General features: G+C 64.9%; 14 protein-coding genes. 4 read left to right on the top strand and 10 right to left on the bottom strand.

From position 1 onward, the window contains the following. Window positions 1–91: 91 nt before the first annotated feature. Window positions 92–1,039 (bottom strand): LysR family transcriptional regulator, encoded by a 948-nt coding sequence (locus IB243_RS01845; RefSeq protein ID WP_010461497.1) that lies wholly within the window; start codon window positions 1,037–1,039, stop codon window positions 92–94. Window positions 1,040–1,170: 131 nt separating this feature from the next. Between IB243_RS01845 and IB243_RS01840 the strand changes: the two genes are divergently transcribed. Next, window positions 1,171–1,815, top strand: a complete 645-nt coding sequence (locus IB243_RS01840; RefSeq protein ID WP_010461496.1) for an FMN-dependent NADH-azoreductase — start codon at window positions 1,171–1,173, stop codon at window positions 1,813–1,815. 163 nt (window positions 1,816–1,978) lie between these two features. Here the strand turns inward: IB243_RS01840 and IB243_RS01835 are convergent, their stop codons facing one another. From IB243_RS01835 to IB243_RS01825, 3 genes are all read right to left on the bottom strand, one after another. Next, window positions 1,979–4,285 (bottom strand): bifunctional diguanylate cyclase/phosphodiesterase, encoded by a 2,307-nt coding sequence (locus IB243_RS01835; protein WP_225584664.1) that lies wholly within the window; start codon window positions 4,283–4,285, stop codon window positions 1,979–1,981. Between the two features lie 303 nt (window positions 4,286–4,588). Continuing rightward, complete coding sequence (locus IB243_RS01830) at window positions 4,589–5,425, bottom strand: MetQ/NlpA family ABC transporter substrate-binding protein (RefSeq protein WP_192424594.1); 837 nt, start codon at window positions 5,423–5,425, stop codon at window positions 4,589–4,591. 235 nt (window positions 5,426–5,660) lie between these two features. Continuing rightward, window positions 5,661–6,749, bottom strand: coding sequence for a DUF6817 domain-containing protein (locus tag IB243_RS01825; protein ID WP_192424592.1), 1,089 nt, complete (start codon window positions 6,747–6,749; stop codon window positions 5,661–5,663). A 267-nt stretch (window positions 6,750–7,016) separates the two neighbouring features. Between IB243_RS01825 and IB243_RS01820 the strand changes: the two genes are divergently transcribed. Both IB243_RS01820 and IB243_RS01815 read left to right on the top strand, forming a co-directional pair. Beyond that, on the top strand, window positions 7,017–7,664 hold the full coding sequence (locus tag IB243_RS01820; protein WP_192424590.1) for a helix-turn-helix domain-containing protein: 648 nt from the start codon (window positions 7,017–7,019) through the stop codon (window positions 7,662–7,664). Next, window positions 7,661–8,230 carry a GNAT family N-acetyltransferase gene (locus IB243_RS01815; RefSeq protein ID WP_192424588.1) on the top strand — a complete coding sequence of 190 codons (570 nt, stop codon included), beginning with the start codon at window positions 7,661–7,663 and terminating at the stop codon, window positions 8,228–8,230. Before IB243_RS01820 ends, IB243_RS01815 begins: the two co-directional genes overlap by 4 nt. Here IB243_RS01815 and IB243_RS01810 read toward each other — a convergent pair. From IB243_RS01810 to IB243_RS01800, 3 genes are all read right to left on the bottom strand, one after another. Further along, window positions 8,217–9,461, bottom strand: a complete 1,245-nt coding sequence (locus IB243_RS01810; protein WP_370540293.1) for an MFS transporter — start codon at window positions 9,459–9,461, stop codon at window positions 8,217–8,219. The genes IB243_RS01815 and IB243_RS01810 overlap by 14 nt on opposite strands. A 3-nt stretch (window positions 9,462–9,464) precedes the next feature. Then, window positions 9,465–10,460, bottom strand: coding sequence for an alpha/beta hydrolase (locus IB243_RS01805; RefSeq protein ID WP_081474599.1), 996 nt, complete (start codon window positions 10,458–10,460; stop codon window positions 9,465–9,467). 290 nt (window positions 10,461–10,750) lie between these two features. Continuing rightward, window positions 10,751–11,221, bottom strand: coding sequence for a cyclophilin-like fold protein (locus tag IB243_RS01800; protein WP_192424584.1), 471 nt, complete (start codon window positions 11,219–11,221; stop codon window positions 10,751–10,753). A 97-nt stretch (window positions 11,222–11,318) separates the two neighbouring features. Here IB243_RS01800 and IB243_RS01795 point away from each other — a divergent pair, with 97 nt between their 5' ends. Then, a complete protein-coding gene (locus IB243_RS01795) occupies window positions 11,319–12,224 on the top strand; it encodes a LysR family transcriptional regulator (RefSeq protein WP_192424582.1) in 906 nt (301 codons plus the stop codon). 153 nt (window positions 12,225–12,377) lie between these two features. Here the strand turns inward: IB243_RS01795 and IB243_RS01790 are convergent, their stop codons facing one another. The 3 genes from IB243_RS01790 to IB243_RS01780 form a co-directional block, all read right to left on the bottom strand. After that, on the bottom strand, window positions 12,378–12,725 hold the full coding sequence (locus IB243_RS01790) for an RNA-binding protein (protein WP_010461476.1): 348 nt from the start codon (window positions 12,723–12,725) through the stop codon (window positions 12,378–12,380). Window positions 12,726–12,846: 121 nt separating this feature from the next. Further along, window positions 12,847–13,086, bottom strand: a complete 240-nt coding sequence (locus IB243_RS01785) for a hypothetical protein (protein ID WP_010461474.1) — start codon at window positions 13,084–13,086, stop codon at window positions 12,847–12,849. 286 nt (window positions 13,087–13,372) lie between these two features. Then, complete coding sequence (locus IB243_RS01780) at window positions 13,373–14,512, bottom strand: zinc-binding dehydrogenase (RefSeq protein WP_192424580.1); 1,140 nt, start codon at window positions 14,510–14,512, stop codon at window positions 13,373–13,375. Window position 14,513 lies beyond the last annotated feature (1 nt).

The raw sequence follows: 14,513 nt of genomic DNA, 5'->3' as shown, positions 1-14,513 counted from the left end.
CCGACGCAGCCCGTGGCGGCATACGGTCTTTGCCGCAGTCGGCGGATTCGGCGCGGATGCCAGTCCGGTCGGGGCGCGCTTTCGCCCAGCCTCAGATATCCGCCCCGTCCACCCCCTGCAAGGCCTGGCGGGTGCTCAAGCTGCTGCGCCCGGGCATGGCCTCGCCCAGGTAGTCCAGAAAACGCCGCACCGCAGGCGACAGCCCCCGGCGCGACGGAAACACCGCGTGCACGATGGCGGGTGCGGGCGCCCAGTCGGGCAGCACACGCACCAGCTTGCGCTCGCGCATTTCTTCCTGGCACATGTAGTCGGGCATCCAGCACACCCCCGTGCCCGCCACAGCGGCGTACTTGAGCGTGAGCAGGTCATCGGCCACATAACGCGGGGTGTGCTGCACCATCTGGTGCACGCCGCCAGGACCGATGAGGTTCCAGATGGACCGGCCCTCGGGTGCAGACATGGCAATGCTGTCGAGCTTGGCAAGATCGTCCAGCGTCTTGGGGGTGCCCTGGCGGATCAGCAGCTCGGGGCTGGCCACCAGGATCTGCGTGGTGTGGTCCAGGCGCTTGACGACCATGCTGCCGCTGTCGTCCACCGACGGGCGCACGCGCAGCGCCACATCAATGCCCTCTTCCACCAGATTCACCGCGCGGTTGCTCACCAGCATGTCGATGCGCACCTCCGGGTAGTTGGCCAGAAACTGCGGCATCAGCTCGGCCAGCACGGTCTGCGCCAGCGTCACGGGACAGCTCACGCGGATGGTGCCGCGTGGGGTGGTCTGCACCTGGGCCACCGTGTCGGCGGCGGCCTGGGCCGATTCGCGCATGGCCTGACAGTGGCGCAAGTACGCCTCGCCCACCTCGGTCAACGAGAGCTTGCGGGTGGTGCGCTGCAGAAGGCGCACGCCCAGTTGTGTCTCCAGGTCCGACACGCGCCGGGACAGGCGCGACTTGGGAATGCCCAGGGCTCGGCCCGCAGCGGCAAAACCGCCCCGCTCCACCACTTCGGCGAAATACAGCATGTCGTTGAGATCTTGCATCGCAGTCATCGTCCTATGGATAGAACAATCTATCGCAAGTTCCCCACCTTATCAACAGAAGAACGAACAACCACAATTCATCCCATGGCCACACGCTGTGGCTCCACCCACAGACCTCCCAGGAGTTTTCCATGCAACTGCTTCACATTGACTCTGCCATCACCGGTGAACAATCCGTGTCCCGCCAACTGACCGCCCGCACCGTGGCCGCCTGGCAAGCCGCCCACCCCGGCACCACGGTGGACTACCTGGACCTGGCCACGCAGGCCCCCTCCCACCTGTCGGTGGAATCGCTCGGCTTCCGCACGGGCCAGGCCGCCGCCACGGATGTGGAGCGCCGTGAAAACGCATTGTCTGAGGCGCTGGTGAGCCAGTTCCTGGCGGCCGACGTGATCGTGATTGGCGCACCGCTGTACAACTTCTCGGTGCCCAGCCAGCTCAAGGCCTGGATCGACCGCATCGCCCAAACCGGCCGCACCTTCAAGTACACCGACAAGGGCCCAGTGGGCCTGGCCGGTGGCAAGACCGTGATCGTGGCGTCCAGCCGTGGCGGCGTGTATTCGACCAGCGAAGGCGGCCAAGCCATGGAGCACCAAGAGAGCTATCTGAAGGTGGTGTTTGGTTTCTTCGGCATCACCGACGTGCGTTTTGTGCGCGCCGAAGGGGTGGGCATGGGCCCGGACGCCAAGGCCGCCGCCCTGGCTTTGGCCGAGCAGGCGATCACCAGCAACACCAGCGTGGCCGCCAACCAGGCCCGCGTGTCGCAGGCTGCGTAGTCACAGCCCCACCGCCACAGGGCGCCAGCCCTGCGGCGCCCCCAGAACCCGGCCTTGCGCCGGGTTTTTTCATTTTCACCAATAAAATGGCCTCTGGCGCTTATAAATAAAGCGCTATCAGCTATCATTTTTGAATCTCCGGCGCTTCTGCGCTTCGGCGCTTTCAATGGACCGCCGACGGCACCTGCCGCTGCAGCCAGTGCCGGGCCAGTTGCTCCGGCGCCAGGGCCGGGGCAAACAGCCAGCCCTGAAAACGCTCGCAGCCCATCTTGATCAAGAGCTGGAGCTGTTCCTCGGTTTCCACCCCTTCGGCCACCACCTCCAGGCCCAGGGTGCGGGCCAGCGCGTTGATAGTGGCGCAGATCTCGCGGTCGTTCACGTCCACCACGATGTCTCGCACAAAGACCTTGTCGATTTTCAGCTCGCCCACGGGCAGCCGCTTGAGCTTGATGAGCGACGAGTGCCCGGTGCCAAAGTCGTCGATCGACAGCGCAAACCCTGCGTTCTTCAGGTCGAGCGCAATGGCATACAACGACTCGTCCAGCAGCTGCGACTCGGTGATCTCCAACACCAGAACGGCGGGGCTCACCCCTGCCCGCTGCGTCACGCCCAGCAGGGTCTGGGTGAACCCGGGCTCGCGCAGCTGGATGGTGGAGACGTTGACCGACACCACCGGCACCTGCCAGCCTTCGGCCCGCCACTGCGCCACCTGGCGGCAGGCGGTCTCGAACACCCACAGGCCAATCGGCACGATGAGCCCGCTTTCTTCGGCCAGCGGGATGAATTCGTCGGGCGACACCGCCTTGCCATCCACCGACCAGCGCAGCAGCGCCTCGGCGCCCACGGTCTGGCGCTGCTGGTTGAGCTGCGGCTGGTACACCAGCGTGAACTCACCGCCCTGCAGCGCACTGTGCAGGCGGCGGCGCAGCTCCAGCCGGCCCCGCGTGATCTGCGTGAACTCTTCAATGTAGAAGCGGTACGAACCGCGCCCGGCGCTTTTGGTGGCATGCAGTGCCGAATGCGCGTGCCGCACCAGCTCGGCGCTGTTGCTGGCGTCGTCCGGGAACAGGCTGATGCCGATGCTGGCGCCCATGTATTGCGCGCCCACCTCCGACAGCTCCCAGGGCCGCGACAGCCCCTCGACCAGCGAAGCTGCCCGCTGCGCCAGCACCGTGCGCGACGCGGGCCGCAGCAGCATCACGGTGAACTGGTCATTGGCCAGCCGCGACACCAGCCCCTGCCCCGCCAGCAGCTGGGTGATGCGCTGTGCCACCTCGCTCAGCAACGCATCGCCCACGCGGTGGCCGTAGGTTTCGTTGACGCTCTTGAAGTGGTCCAGGTCGATCAGCAGCAGCGCCACACGCCGGTCGGGCGCGTGCGCGTAGCGCGACGCATCGGCCACGGCACGCTCCAGCGCATCTTCAAAATAGCGGCGATTGGGCAGGCCCGTGAGGGCATCAAAGTGCGCCACCTGGTACAGCTGCTCTTCGTTGCGCAGCACCGCGGCCTCCGCCGTGCGCAGGCGGTTGAGCAGGCCCACCACGATGGTCTGGCGCAGGGCCGCCAGCAGCAGCACCAGCAGGCAGCACCCCAGGATCAGCGCCTGCACGCCGACACGTCCGTCGGGAGCGATGAACAGCAACACCAGCGTGATGGCCGCCAGCGTCATCGACACCAGCGGCACGTAGTTCATGAGCTGATCGCACTGGCGCCGGTAGTCCTGGTCTGCCGACACCTCAAAACGCAGCCAGCGCGCGCCCCAGCCAAAGGCCAGCGCCGACAGGCTGAAACTGGCGTTGAACCAGAGCCCGGGCTGCACCGTGCCGTGGATCACCATCAGATTCCACTGCATCCAGCTCAGGCCGTAGCCCAGCATGCCCAGCAGCACCAACAGATGCGAGCGTGTGATGCGCACCCCGACCGTGGGAATGGCCAGAGCCCCGACACCCGCAGCGGTCAGAAACGTGGCGGGGTACAGCACCAGCACCGTCCCCTCTGCCAGCGAACGCATCTCACCCGTAGGAAGGTAGATCACCAGGGTGAAGGCCAGCAGCGCCAGCACGGCGCCCCCAAAATCGAGCGATGCCGGGTAAGTGCGGTCCTTGGCCAGGCGCGCAAACGTGGCGCGGATCACGGTGGCCGCCCACACCGGGCCCACGGCCAGAAAGAACAGGTCGGCTGGCGCAGGGAACGGGTTCCAGTCCAGGGCCACCTGCAGGTTCCACACCATCTGCCCGGTGGCCATGAGCAAGGTGCCGACGAACAAACCCGTGTGCAGCAAACGCTCGGCCGGCGGCACCTGCATGCGGCCGCGCGAGGCCCAAAAGGCCGACAGACACAGGGCCAGCGTCCACGACGCGTTGTCGAGAAACACCCGCACGCTTTGGTGCGGCACCCACAGCGATGCGGCGAACAACAGCGCCGCCGCGACGGCCCAGGCCACTGTGAGGTTTCGTTCCGCGAGAGGCATGGGCAGGGGTCGCAGGGCTGAGGGTGTGTTACCGAACGTTAACCCTCATTGTGGCCCCAGGCCACGCCCCGCCAGTTCCCCACGGAACTGCTGGGGTACTAGGCTCCGCCAATAGCTACAAATAAAATAGCACCTGGCGCTTAACCAATAAGCGCCAAATGCCAATTTGAATGAATATTTTGTAGCTCCAGCAGCCTTCCCAGCCCCTCTCCCTCGCGGGAGAAGGTTGGGGTGCGGGGAAGCCAGCAGGGCATACCTGCGAAGGACCACGGTGCGCGCCCCTGCGCGCCACCGGAAAGACGGTCAGAAGCCCGGCAGCACCGAACCCTTGAACTCAGTCTGGATGAACTTCTTCACCTCTTCCGAGTGGTAGGCCTTCACCAGCTTGGCGACCCAGGGCTTGTCCTTGTCGGCATCGCGCACGGCGATCAGGTTGACATAGGGGCTCTTGGCGTTTTCCTGGGCAATGGCATCCTTGCCAGGGTTCAGGCCTGCCGACAGCGCAAAGTTGGTGTTGATGGCCGAGGCGTCCAGGTCGTCCAGCGAACGGGGCAATTGAGCGGCATCGAGCTCGACGAACTTGATCTTCTTGGGGTTGCCCACCACGTCCAGCGGCGTGGCCTTGAGGCCGGCGCCGTCACGCAGCTTGATCAGGCCCTTGTCCTGCAGCACCAGCAGCACGCGGCCGCCATTGGTGGGGTCGTTCGGGATGCCGAACTTGGCGCCTTCCTTCAGGTCTTCGAGCTTCTTGACCTTCTTGGAATACAGGCCGATAGGGAAGTTGACGGTGTAGCCCACCGCCGCAAACTTGTAGCCCCGGTCGGCAATCTGCGCGTCCAGGTAGGGCTTGTGCTGGTAGCTGTTGGCGTCCAGGTCGCCAGCGGCGAGCGCAGCGTTGGGCTGCACATAGTCGCTGAACTCGATGACCTGGATCTTGAGGCCGTCCTTCTCGGCAACCTTCTTGACCACCTCGAAGATCTGCGCGTGCGGGCCGCCCGTCACGCCGATCTTGAGGGGCTTGTCCTGGGCGATCGCGCCGGTAGAGAAAGCGGCGGCAGCAGCCAAAGCCAGGGCAGATTGCAGGAGGAGGCGCTTGTTGTTGTTCACAGGAAAAACCTTTCGTAAAGAGATGGCTCGCATCCTAGGGTTTTCCCGATAAAACAGGAACGAATAAGTTTTTATTTCATTAAAACTCATTCGAATAAGAAGACAAAACCCGTGCACCTCACCCCCCACCTCATGAGACTGGCGCGCGCCCGGCGAGGGCAGCCGAGCAAGGGCCGCCCCGCAGCGAGGGCTGCGTCCCCCTTCCCGAATCGCGCAGCGATTCGAGAGAAGGGGGAAGTGGCGCAGCCACTCAGGGGGATGTTCCAAGTCAGCCGCGCAGCGCAACGTTGTTGAGCTTGTCCAGCCGCTCCGGCCAGGTGCCCTCCACCGTCGCGCCCTGCAGCAGGATGCGCGTCCAGGCCACCCAGGCGTCCCATTGCACGCGTTTGTCCCACGAGTTGCCCCAGGCGCTGAACAGGTGCAGCGCGCTCTCTGCGGCGGCCTTGGCGTCGTCCTGGCGGCCGGCCGAAAGATACAGCTGGGCCAGCACTATCTGCGGCTCGCCCACCCAGGGGTTGTGGCGCACAGCGCTTTCCAGCACACCGGTGGCCACGTCCAGGTCCACCAGCGGCTGGTCTTGCTGGATCACCGACCAGTACAGCGAGGCGGCCGCCGCCTCGTTGGCGGCCGACAGGTGCTGCGTGCAATGGCCAAACACCGGTGGCACGGGCAACAGGTCCTTCAGGCCCGGGTGCTGCAGCGCCTTGGCCAGCCCGTTGATCTGGTGCACCATGCGCCCCGATGGCCGCATGGGCCCGGGCCAGAGCGATGCCGCCCAGTGGGCCTTCTGGTTGCGATGCTGCACCTCCGGGAAGCGCGAGAAGATGTCGTCCTGCCAGCTGAACCACTGCTCGATGGTGTCGGCCATGCTGACGATGATGAAGGTGGCTACCTCGTACGGCGTGAGCACATGGTCCTTGCCGTCCTTTTGCAGCACCATGCTGCCATCGGCCTCCAGCGCATGGGCCAGCACCCGCTGCACAAACTGCGTGCGCGACTGGGTGCAGAACACATAGACCAGGTGCTCGGCCGATTCACCCACCAGGTCGCGCACGCGGGCACGCTCCTGGGCCGGGTCGAACTTCACCAGATCCACGAACGCATTGCCGTACACGCTGTGCAACAGCCCCAGCAGGCGCACATCGCGCGGCTGCTGCCACACGGTGAGCGAGCGCGCCACACCCACCAGATGGTGGCGGAAGGTGCCCGCCTTGTGCCAGTCCTGCCCCACATTGCGCGCCAGCACAGTGGGCAACACGGGGGCCAGGTCCGGATCACGCGCCAGCCACTCCTCGTCCAGCAAGGTCTGGGCACGGGCGAACAGGTCAACATCCAGGGAATGAAACGGCAGGGTCATGGTTTTTGTCTCCGGCGGTCGAAGGTGCGTGAAATGCAAAGTACACACAGTATCAGCATCGCCAGGACCTGCGCCACTCGCCATGGCGCGATCAAATCCCAAGAAAAATAGTGGCCTTGCGCTTATTCATATTGGATTTTTAGCTATATAAATAATAGCAATCTACCCGCCAATCCTGTGCCATGGCCGGTCCGTGCACCCATCTGTGGCGCCATCATTTCAGACAATATCCAGTTTTATGGATTTTATTTCCATTAAACTGACCTCATGGACATCCACACCCGCATCGCCGGCAGGCTGCGCGAACTGCGCGACGCCCGGGGCTATTCGCTCGACACCCTGGCCGAACGCAGCGGCGTGAGCCGCTCCAACATCTCGCTCATCGAACGCGGACAAAGCAGCCCCACGGCGGCTGTGCTGGACAAGCTGGCCATCGGCCTCGGCGTGGCCCTGGCCTCGTTTTTTGACGACAGTGCCCGCAGTGGCCAGGCGCCCTCCCCGTTCATCCGCGCGGCCGACCAGCCGCTGTGGCAAGACCCGGCGTCGGGCTATGTGCGCCGCCAGCTCTCGCCGCCAGCGCGCTCGCCGCTGCAGCTGGTGGAAGTGGAGTTTCCGCCCGGCCAGCGCGTGGCCCTGGACTCTGCGGTGCACGACACCAACATCCACCAGCAGGTCTGGGTCATCGAAGGCCGCATGGACCTCACCGTGGGCGGCACCACCTGGCCGCTGGAGGCAGGCGACTGCCTGGCCATGCAACTGAGCCAGCCGATCGTGTTCCACAACCCCACGCGCAAGGTCGCGCGCTACCTCGTGGCCCTGGCCACGCTCGCGCCGCAGGGTTTTGCGCCGCGCGTGGCCTCCCCCGCGCCACCATCCCCCTCCTCCAACACCACAACACGGAGAAAATCCCCATGACCGCCCCGCTGGCCCTTTCATCGCCCTGCGTGGATGCCCCCCACGCATCCACCACCGTGCGCCGCCTCGGCCCCAACGAAGCTGCCGCCACTGTGCCAGCCCTGGCCGACGTGCTGATCGACTGCGTGCAGGGTGGCGCGTCGGTCAGCTTCATGCAGCCCCTGCCGCGCGACAAGGCTGTGGCCTTCTGGCGCGGCGTGGCCGAAGGCGTGGCGCGCAACGAGCGCGTGCTGCTGGTGGCCGAAGACGCGCGAGGCGCCGTTGTGGGCACCGTGCAGCTCGTCACCGCGATGCCCGACAACCAGCCCCATCGCGCCGACGTGGCCAAGATGCTGGTGCACCGCAAGGCCCGCCGCCAGGGCATCGCCCAGCAGCTCATGGCCGCCGTGGACGACGCAGCACGCGCAGAGGGAAAAACCGTGCTGGTGCTCGACACCGTCACCGGCGGCGACGCCGAGCGCCTGTACGAACGCGCAGGCTGGCAGCGCGTGGGCGTGGTGCCAGGCTATGCGTTGATGCCGGATGGCGCGTTGTGCGGCACCACGTTTTTCTTCAAGCACCTGTGATGGCGCGGCCATCGGCCATGCTGGTGCGCCAGGTCAGGAAGACCAGCAAAGCGGCCAGCAACAACAAGGCGGCGCTCACGGCAAAGGTGCTCTGGTAGCCGCTGCTGTCGAACAGCAGACCACCCACCGTGGAGCCCAGGCCAATGGCCAGCTGAACCACCGCCACCATGAGGCCACCTCCGGCCTCGGCGTCCTCCGGCATCGATCGGGCGACCCACGTCCACCAGCCTACGGGCGCAGCGGTGGCCACCAGGCCCCACAGGCCCAGCAATGCCGTCACAGCGGTCAACCGGTCGCCCAGGCAGATCAGCGCAACGGCGATGAGCGCCATCAGAAGGGGTGCCGTGAAAAGGGTTCGGTAGAAGCCTCTGGCCAGCACCGCACTGACGAGCGTGGTGCCCACAAAACCCGCCACCCCGATCACCAACAGCACGAATGACAGGGTGAAACCGCCTACATGCGTCACGGTTTCCAGAAACGGCCGCAAGTAGGTAAACAGCACAAACTGCCCCAGGAAGAAACTGCCCACGGCCAGCATGCCGACCGCAATCACCCGGCGCTGGAGCAGCTTCAAAACAGCGCCAGAGCCCCCAGCACGCTGCGGCCCTGCAGGCATTGGCGGCAGGCTCACCCACTGCCAGACGAAGGCAACCACCGCCACCGGCACCAGGCACAAGAAGGCCCCGCGCCAGCCGATCACGGCCCCCAGATAGCTGCCCAGCGGCGCCGCCACCACCGTGGCGAGTGCGTTGCCGCCATTGAAGATGGCCAGCGCCCGTGGCACCTGCTGGACAGGCACCAGCCGCATGGCCGTGGCTGCCGACAAAGACCAGAACCCGCCCACCACCACCCCGATGAGCGCGCGCCCCACCATGTACACCGCGTAATTTGGTGCGAGCGCGATGACCGCCCCGGAGAGGCACATCAGCGCCGTTAGTCCCAGCAGCAGGGTCTTGCGGTCCATCCTGCCTGCGAGCGCCGCAATGCTCAGGCTGGTGAGCACCGCCAAGACACCGGATGCCGCAATGCCCTGCCCAGCCCAACCTTCGCTGACACCCAGGTCGTCGGCCATCGGCGTGAGCAGGCTGACCGGCATGAACTCCGAGGCGATCAGCGCAAACACGCAGAGCGTCATCGCGAATACGCCGCTCCAGCGCGCAGGGTCCACCGCCGCACCACGTGCATCACCGGCGTCGCCCGATGGTGGCGCGCCGCAAACCTGAGTCGTCACCGTTTACGCCAGGTGTTTGCCGAAGAACGCCGTCAGCTTGTCCCACGGAATCAGGGTCACGCGGTCGTACAGATCCACATGGCCCGCACCGGGGACGATGTACAGCTCCTTGGGCTCGGCTGCGCGCTTGAATGCGTCTTCGCTGAACTCCTTGGAATGCGCCTGGTCGCCCGTGATGAAGAGCATGGGGCGCGGAGAAATCGTCTCGATGTCATTGAACGGGTAGAAGTTCATGAACTTGACGTTGCTGGTCAGCGTGGGGTGGGTGGTGGTTTTGGGTGAACCGCCCTTGGGCGTGACCTCTCCACGCGGGGTGCGGTAGAAGTCATAGAACTCCCGCTGAATGGGGTGTGTGTCTGCCGTCAGCGCGTGCACCGTGCCACCGGTGTACTGGATGGCCCCGCCGGTGAATTCCACGTAGCGCTGCTCGGCAGCGGCGGCAATGATCTGCTTGCGCTGCTCCACAGTCTGCGAGTGGTTCAGCGCATCACGGTTGGCAGCGCCCATGTCGTACATGCTGACCGTGGCGATGGCCTTCATGCGCGGGTCAATCTTGGCGGCACTGACGACAAAGCTGCCACTGCCGCACACGCCAATGGCACCGATGCGCTCGCGGTCCACCATTGCCTGCGTGCCCAGAAAATCCACCGCCGCGCTGAAAGCCTCGGCATAGATGTCTGGCGCCACGGCGTTGCGCGGCTGGCCGTCGCTCTCGCCCCAGAAAGGCAGGTCCAGCGACAGTGCGATGAAGCCCTGCTCCGCCATCTTGGTGGCATACAGGTTGGCGCTTTGTTCCTTAACCGCGCCCATGGGGTGGCCCACCAGAATGGCCGGGCTTTTCTTGCTGCGGTCCAGGTTCTTGGGCACAAACAGGTTCCCGGCCACCGCCATGCGGTACTGGTTCTTGAAGGTCACCTTGCGCACCACCACCCGGTCGCTCTTGTAGAAATTGTCGGCGCCACTGACCTTGCCGGGTGCTGGCTGCGGCCCCGCCGCCATGGCGCTGCCGCCCACAGCAGACAGCCCGCCCAAGGCGGCGGCTCCGAAACCCGCCCGGATGAGAAAGTCGCGACGGTCCGAAGTGGGGTGATCTGTGCCGGGTGTTGTGTTCAATGCGCGGAATGCGCCCAACGCGCTGAGGGTGTTGTCCATGTTCGATGGTCCTGTGAATGGGGGAAATGAATGGGAGAAATGACGAAAAACGGGCGTTGAGGCCGCTGGGCGGCAAAGACGGTGACCGGGAATGCGCTGGCGTTCCGCCCGCTTGCTTCTTTCTGTCGGGCGGCCGTTCAATCGCCGGCAAGCTCGATGCGCACAGTGAATGGCGCAGGCCGCTGCAAGGCAGACAGGCCGCTGTCCACCTTGCCGAGGCGCACCAGGCCTCGGTCGTAAACGGTGCCACTCAGATAGATCGCCAGGTTGCCCCATGGCGCGTAGTAAGCAATGTCACCGGTGACGGGGGTCATGCCCATGGAAGCCTGCGCGGTGGGCAGCTTGCGCGGCAAGTCGGTGATGCGTTCAATCGCTGCGTAGTCCTTCAGCGTCACCGACAGCGGCAGCATGGCCGCGAAATCGCGGGCGACCACGGAATCTTCCAACGTGGCAGTGGCAATGGCGTCGTCGAGGTGCAGGCGGATTTTCATGGGCTTTTGTTGTGCAAAGGCTGGCGCGGGCACCATGCTGGCGGCCAGGCACCACGCAACGGAAAAACCCGCCAGCGAGCGGCGATGGAGGAAAGTCGGAAGGTTGCGCAAGGTCATGAAAAAGGAGTTTGCCTTCCTTCCAGAGCCACGACTAGATAATGAATACCGAATGGCTTTATAAGCCTGACTAACCAATCAAGTGGGAAGATAAAACATGGCGCGACGCAACCTGAATGACTTGCTGGCCTTCGTCACCGTGGCGCGCGAGGGCAGCTTCACCCGGGCCGCCGCCACTCTGGGCGTCACGCAGTCCGCGCTGAGCCAGACCATCCGTGGCCTCGAAGAGCGCCTGCAGATCCGGCTGCTCACGCGCACCACACGCAGCGTCTCGCCCACGCCAGCGGGCGAACGCCTGATGCACGCCATCGGACACCGCTTTGACGACATCGAGGCCGAGCTCGATGCCTTGACCGCGCTGCGCGACAAACCCGCAGGCACCGTGCGCATCACCTGCGGCGACCACGTCATGCACACCACGCTGCTGCCCAAGCTCATGCCGCTGCTGCACGAGAACCCCGACATCACGCTGGAGTTCGACATGAACTACGGCTTTCGCGACATCGTGGCCGACCGCTTTGACGCCGGGGTGCGCCTGGGCAACACCATCGACAAGGACATGATTGCCGTGCCCATCGGCCCGCCCTTGCGCATGGCCGTGGTGGCATCCCCCGGCTACTTTGCCGCCCATCCCATTCCGAAGACCCCCCACGACCTGACGGCGCACCGTTGCATCAACCAGCGCATGCCTACCTCGGGTGGCTTGTATGTGTGGGATTTCTCGCGCAAGGGCAAACAGGTCAATGTGCGGGTGGACGGCCCGCTGATCTTCAACACCGCCCCGCCCCAGGTCGATGCGGCACTGGCGGGGCTGGGCATCGCGCTGCTGCCCGAGGATGAACTGGCCTCCCACATCGAAGACGGCCACCTGGTGCGTGTGCTGGAGGATTGGTGCCCCCCGTTTGCGGGCTACCACCTGTACTACCCCAGCCGGCGCCAGCCATCACCCGCTTTTTCGCTGGTGCTGCAGGCGTTGCAACTGGGGGAGAAAGGCCGTCAGTAGGGTACCTCGTGGCCGGGTTGGCGGCATGGGGCAATGGCGCGCTCACCAGGCCCCACGGGCGCCCTTTGCACAGATCCCTCCATGGCGCGGGCCTGCATGGGACGAAAAAAAACCGGCTCCGCAGAGCCGGTCTTTCGCAGAAGGTTGCTGAGCTCAGTAACGACCGCCGCCGTAGCCACCCGTGCCATAGCCAACGTCCGAGCGCTTGCTGGCTGTGTAGCCACCCGCGCCGCCCGAACGAACACCACCTTCTTCACGGGGGCGGGCCAGGTTCACGACGATCGAGCGGCCGTCGACGGACATGCCGTGCAGGGCGCTGATCGCGGCCTGGGCGACTTCAGCCGAAGCCATTTCCACAAAGCCGAAGCCCTTGGAGCGACCGGTTTCGCGGTCCATCATGACCTTGGCCGAAGTGACATTGCCGAACTCGGAGAAATTGCTTTCCAGGACGGAGTCGGTCACGGAGTAAGGCAGGTTGCCCACGTAGATTTTGCTGCTCATGAAAAGAGCCTTTCTGAAGGAGGGTGCGCAACGAATGACGCACCGTTGGGGATATGAGGTGTGCAGACTCGGAGTCCGCCACGACGAGGAAGGTTGGATGGGGTCTGCGGTCAGCAGATCATCAACACGCCGGAGGGTGCAACATGCACGTTTGCAGCCAGCCCTGGGTGACTGCAAAGAGCCGGGCGGCTTCGCGCGAGGCAAAGGCTTTGTCAAAACGGAACACGCGGCAGTAGCTGCCGTTGCCCTGGGAACGATGGACCGAGAAGGAGGCGCGGAAGCGGCCACAGTCGGTCGGGTGTGTCGCGGGCGAAACGACGTACTTGCCCATGGAAATGGCGGTCTGTGAAATCTGATTCATTCAGGATCGCAGGCTTGGAAATCGACCTGCGTGAGCATCGAAGGACTCGGTCGGCTGCAGCTCTACAGACCAACTGGGCGACAAGGTCGCAAAAGCGGCCTGCGTGGGCGGCTTGACGCCGCTGAGCAGGCGTTGCGGTGACGGCACGCGTCAAGAGCCGTGACTGCAACAAAGCCAATTATATATTAATAAACATTTAATTGGCAATTAATATTATTTTTAGTTTTAAAACCGCAGCACCGCCCACACCCCGCTCCACTCCCCGTTGGAGGCAGGCCACCCTCAACTACATCGAAGGATCAATCAGCACCTTGGCGCCGGTATTGCGCGGGCCATAAAAAGCGATGGCGTCAGCGCTGAGAGCCCCCGCCAGCGACACCGTGCGTGCGTAGCGGCTGGCGAACGTGGTCTTCAACTCGGCGGCCACGCGTGCGCGCAGTGCCTGGGCGGCAACATCGCCTATCTTGTTCAGGAACGGGAACAGAAGCCACCCACCCACGCCCCAGGCCATGCCGAAGGTGCGCTGGATCTCGGTGGGGCGGATGTCCAGGTGACCATACAGGTAGACCTGCTTGTGCACGGCCGAGCCGTAGCGGCTGTATTCCTTGGCGCTGCGGTTGATGGCGCTTTCCATGCACTGCAGGATCTGCCCGGCCAGCGTGCCACCGCCCGTGGCGTCAAAGGCGATGGTGGCGCCAGTGGCCGCGAGCGCGTCGGTCAGGTCGGCCATGAATCCAGGCGCACTGCTGTCGCAGACGTACTGGGCGCCGGCCTCGCGCAGCAGCGCCGCCTGTTCGGGTTTGCGCACGATGTTGACCAGGCCGATGCCGTCTTTCTGGCAAACCTTGTTGAGCATCTGGCCCAGGTTGCTGGCCGCCGCCGTGTGCACCAGCGCGGTGTGGCCCTCGCGCTTCATGGTCTCGACCATGCCCAGTGCGGTCAGCGGGTTGACGAAACACGATGCCCCTTCGGCGGCCGTGGTGCCTTCTGGCAATGGAAGGCACTGCGCGGCGGGCATGGCGCGGTACTGCGCATACATGGCGCCGCCAATCACCGCCACCGTGCGGCCCAGCAGAGCCTGCGCGGTGGGAGAAGCTCCTGCGGCCACCACCAGCCCCGCGCCCTCATTGCCCACGGGCATGCTTTGACCGAGGCGTGCAGCCATGCCCGGCATCGCGCGCTCGGGGATGCGGGCAGTCGCCACGGGAAGATCGGCACTGCCAGCGACCTGCACGGTGGACAAATCGGCAGGGCCCAGCAGCAGGCCGATGTCCGACGGGTTGATGGGCGTGGCTTGCACCTGGATCAACACCTCATCGGGCCCCGGGGTGGGCACGGGCACGGATTCCAAGCTGATCTGCAAGGTGCCGTCGGCTTGAACCAGCGAGCGCAGTTGGAGTGCGGTAGTCGGGATGGATGGGTTCATG

The organism is Acidovorax sp. ACV01 (assembly GCF_014851495.1).
GTDB classification, from domain to species: Bacteria; Pseudomonadota; Gammaproteobacteria; order Burkholderiales; family Burkholderiaceae_C; genus Acidovorax; species Acidovorax radicis.
The sequence above is the reverse complement of the archived record's forward strand: the minus strand, read 5'-3'. Positions and strand labels throughout refer to the sequence as shown.

Bases quoted from the DNA above. Each gene is read 5' to 3' on its own strand.
- IB243_RS01785 (WP_010461474.1), bottom strand. From the start codon at position 13,086: ATGAATCAGATTTCACAGACCGCCATTTCCATGGGCAAGTACGTCGTT.
- IB243_RS01815 (WP_192424588.1), top strand. From the start codon at position 7,661: ATGACCGCCCCGCTGGCCCTTTCATCGCCCTGCGTGGATGCCCCCCAC.
- IB243_RS01800 (WP_192424584.1), bottom strand. From the start codon at position 11,221: ATGACCTTGCGCAACCTTCCGACTTTCCTCCATCGCCGCTCGCTGGCG.
- IB243_RS01780 (WP_192424580.1), bottom strand. From the start codon at position 14,512: ATGAACCCATCCATCCCGACTACCGCACTCCAACTGCGCTCGCTGGTT.
- IB243_RS01790 (WP_010461476.1), bottom strand. From the start codon at position 12,725: ATGAGCAGCAAAATCTACGTGGGCAACCTGCCTTACTCCGTGACCGAC.
- IB243_RS01795 (WP_192424582.1), top strand. From the start codon at position 11,319: ATGGCGCGACGCAACCTGAATGACTTGCTGGCCTTCGTCACCGTGGCG.
- IB243_RS01805 (WP_081474599.1), bottom strand. From the start codon at position 10,460: ATGGCGGCGGGGCCGCAGCCAGCACCCGGCAAGGTCAGTGGCGCCGAC.
- IB243_RS01820 (WP_192424590.1), top strand. From the start codon at position 7,017: ATGGACATCCACACCCGCATCGCCGGCAGGCTGCGCGAACTGCGCGAC.
- IB243_RS01840 (WP_010461496.1), top strand. From the start codon at position 1,171: ATGCAACTGCTTCACATTGACTCTGCCATCACCGGTGAACAATCCGTG.
- IB243_RS01825 (WP_192424592.1), bottom strand. From the start codon at position 6,749: ATGACCCTGCCGTTTCATTCCCTGGATGTTGACCTGTTCGCCCGTGCC.
- IB243_RS01835 (WP_225584664.1), bottom strand. From the start codon at position 4,285: ATGCCTCTCGCGGAACGAAACCTCACAGTGGCCTGGGCCGTCGCGGCG.
- IB243_RS01845 (WP_010461497.1), bottom strand. From the start codon at position 1,039: ATGCAAGATCTCAACGACATGCTGTATTTCGCCGAAGTGGTGGAGCGG.
- IB243_RS01830 (WP_192424594.1), bottom strand. From the start codon at position 5,425: ATGCGAGCCATCTCTTTACGAAAGGTTTTTCCTGTGAACAACAACAAG.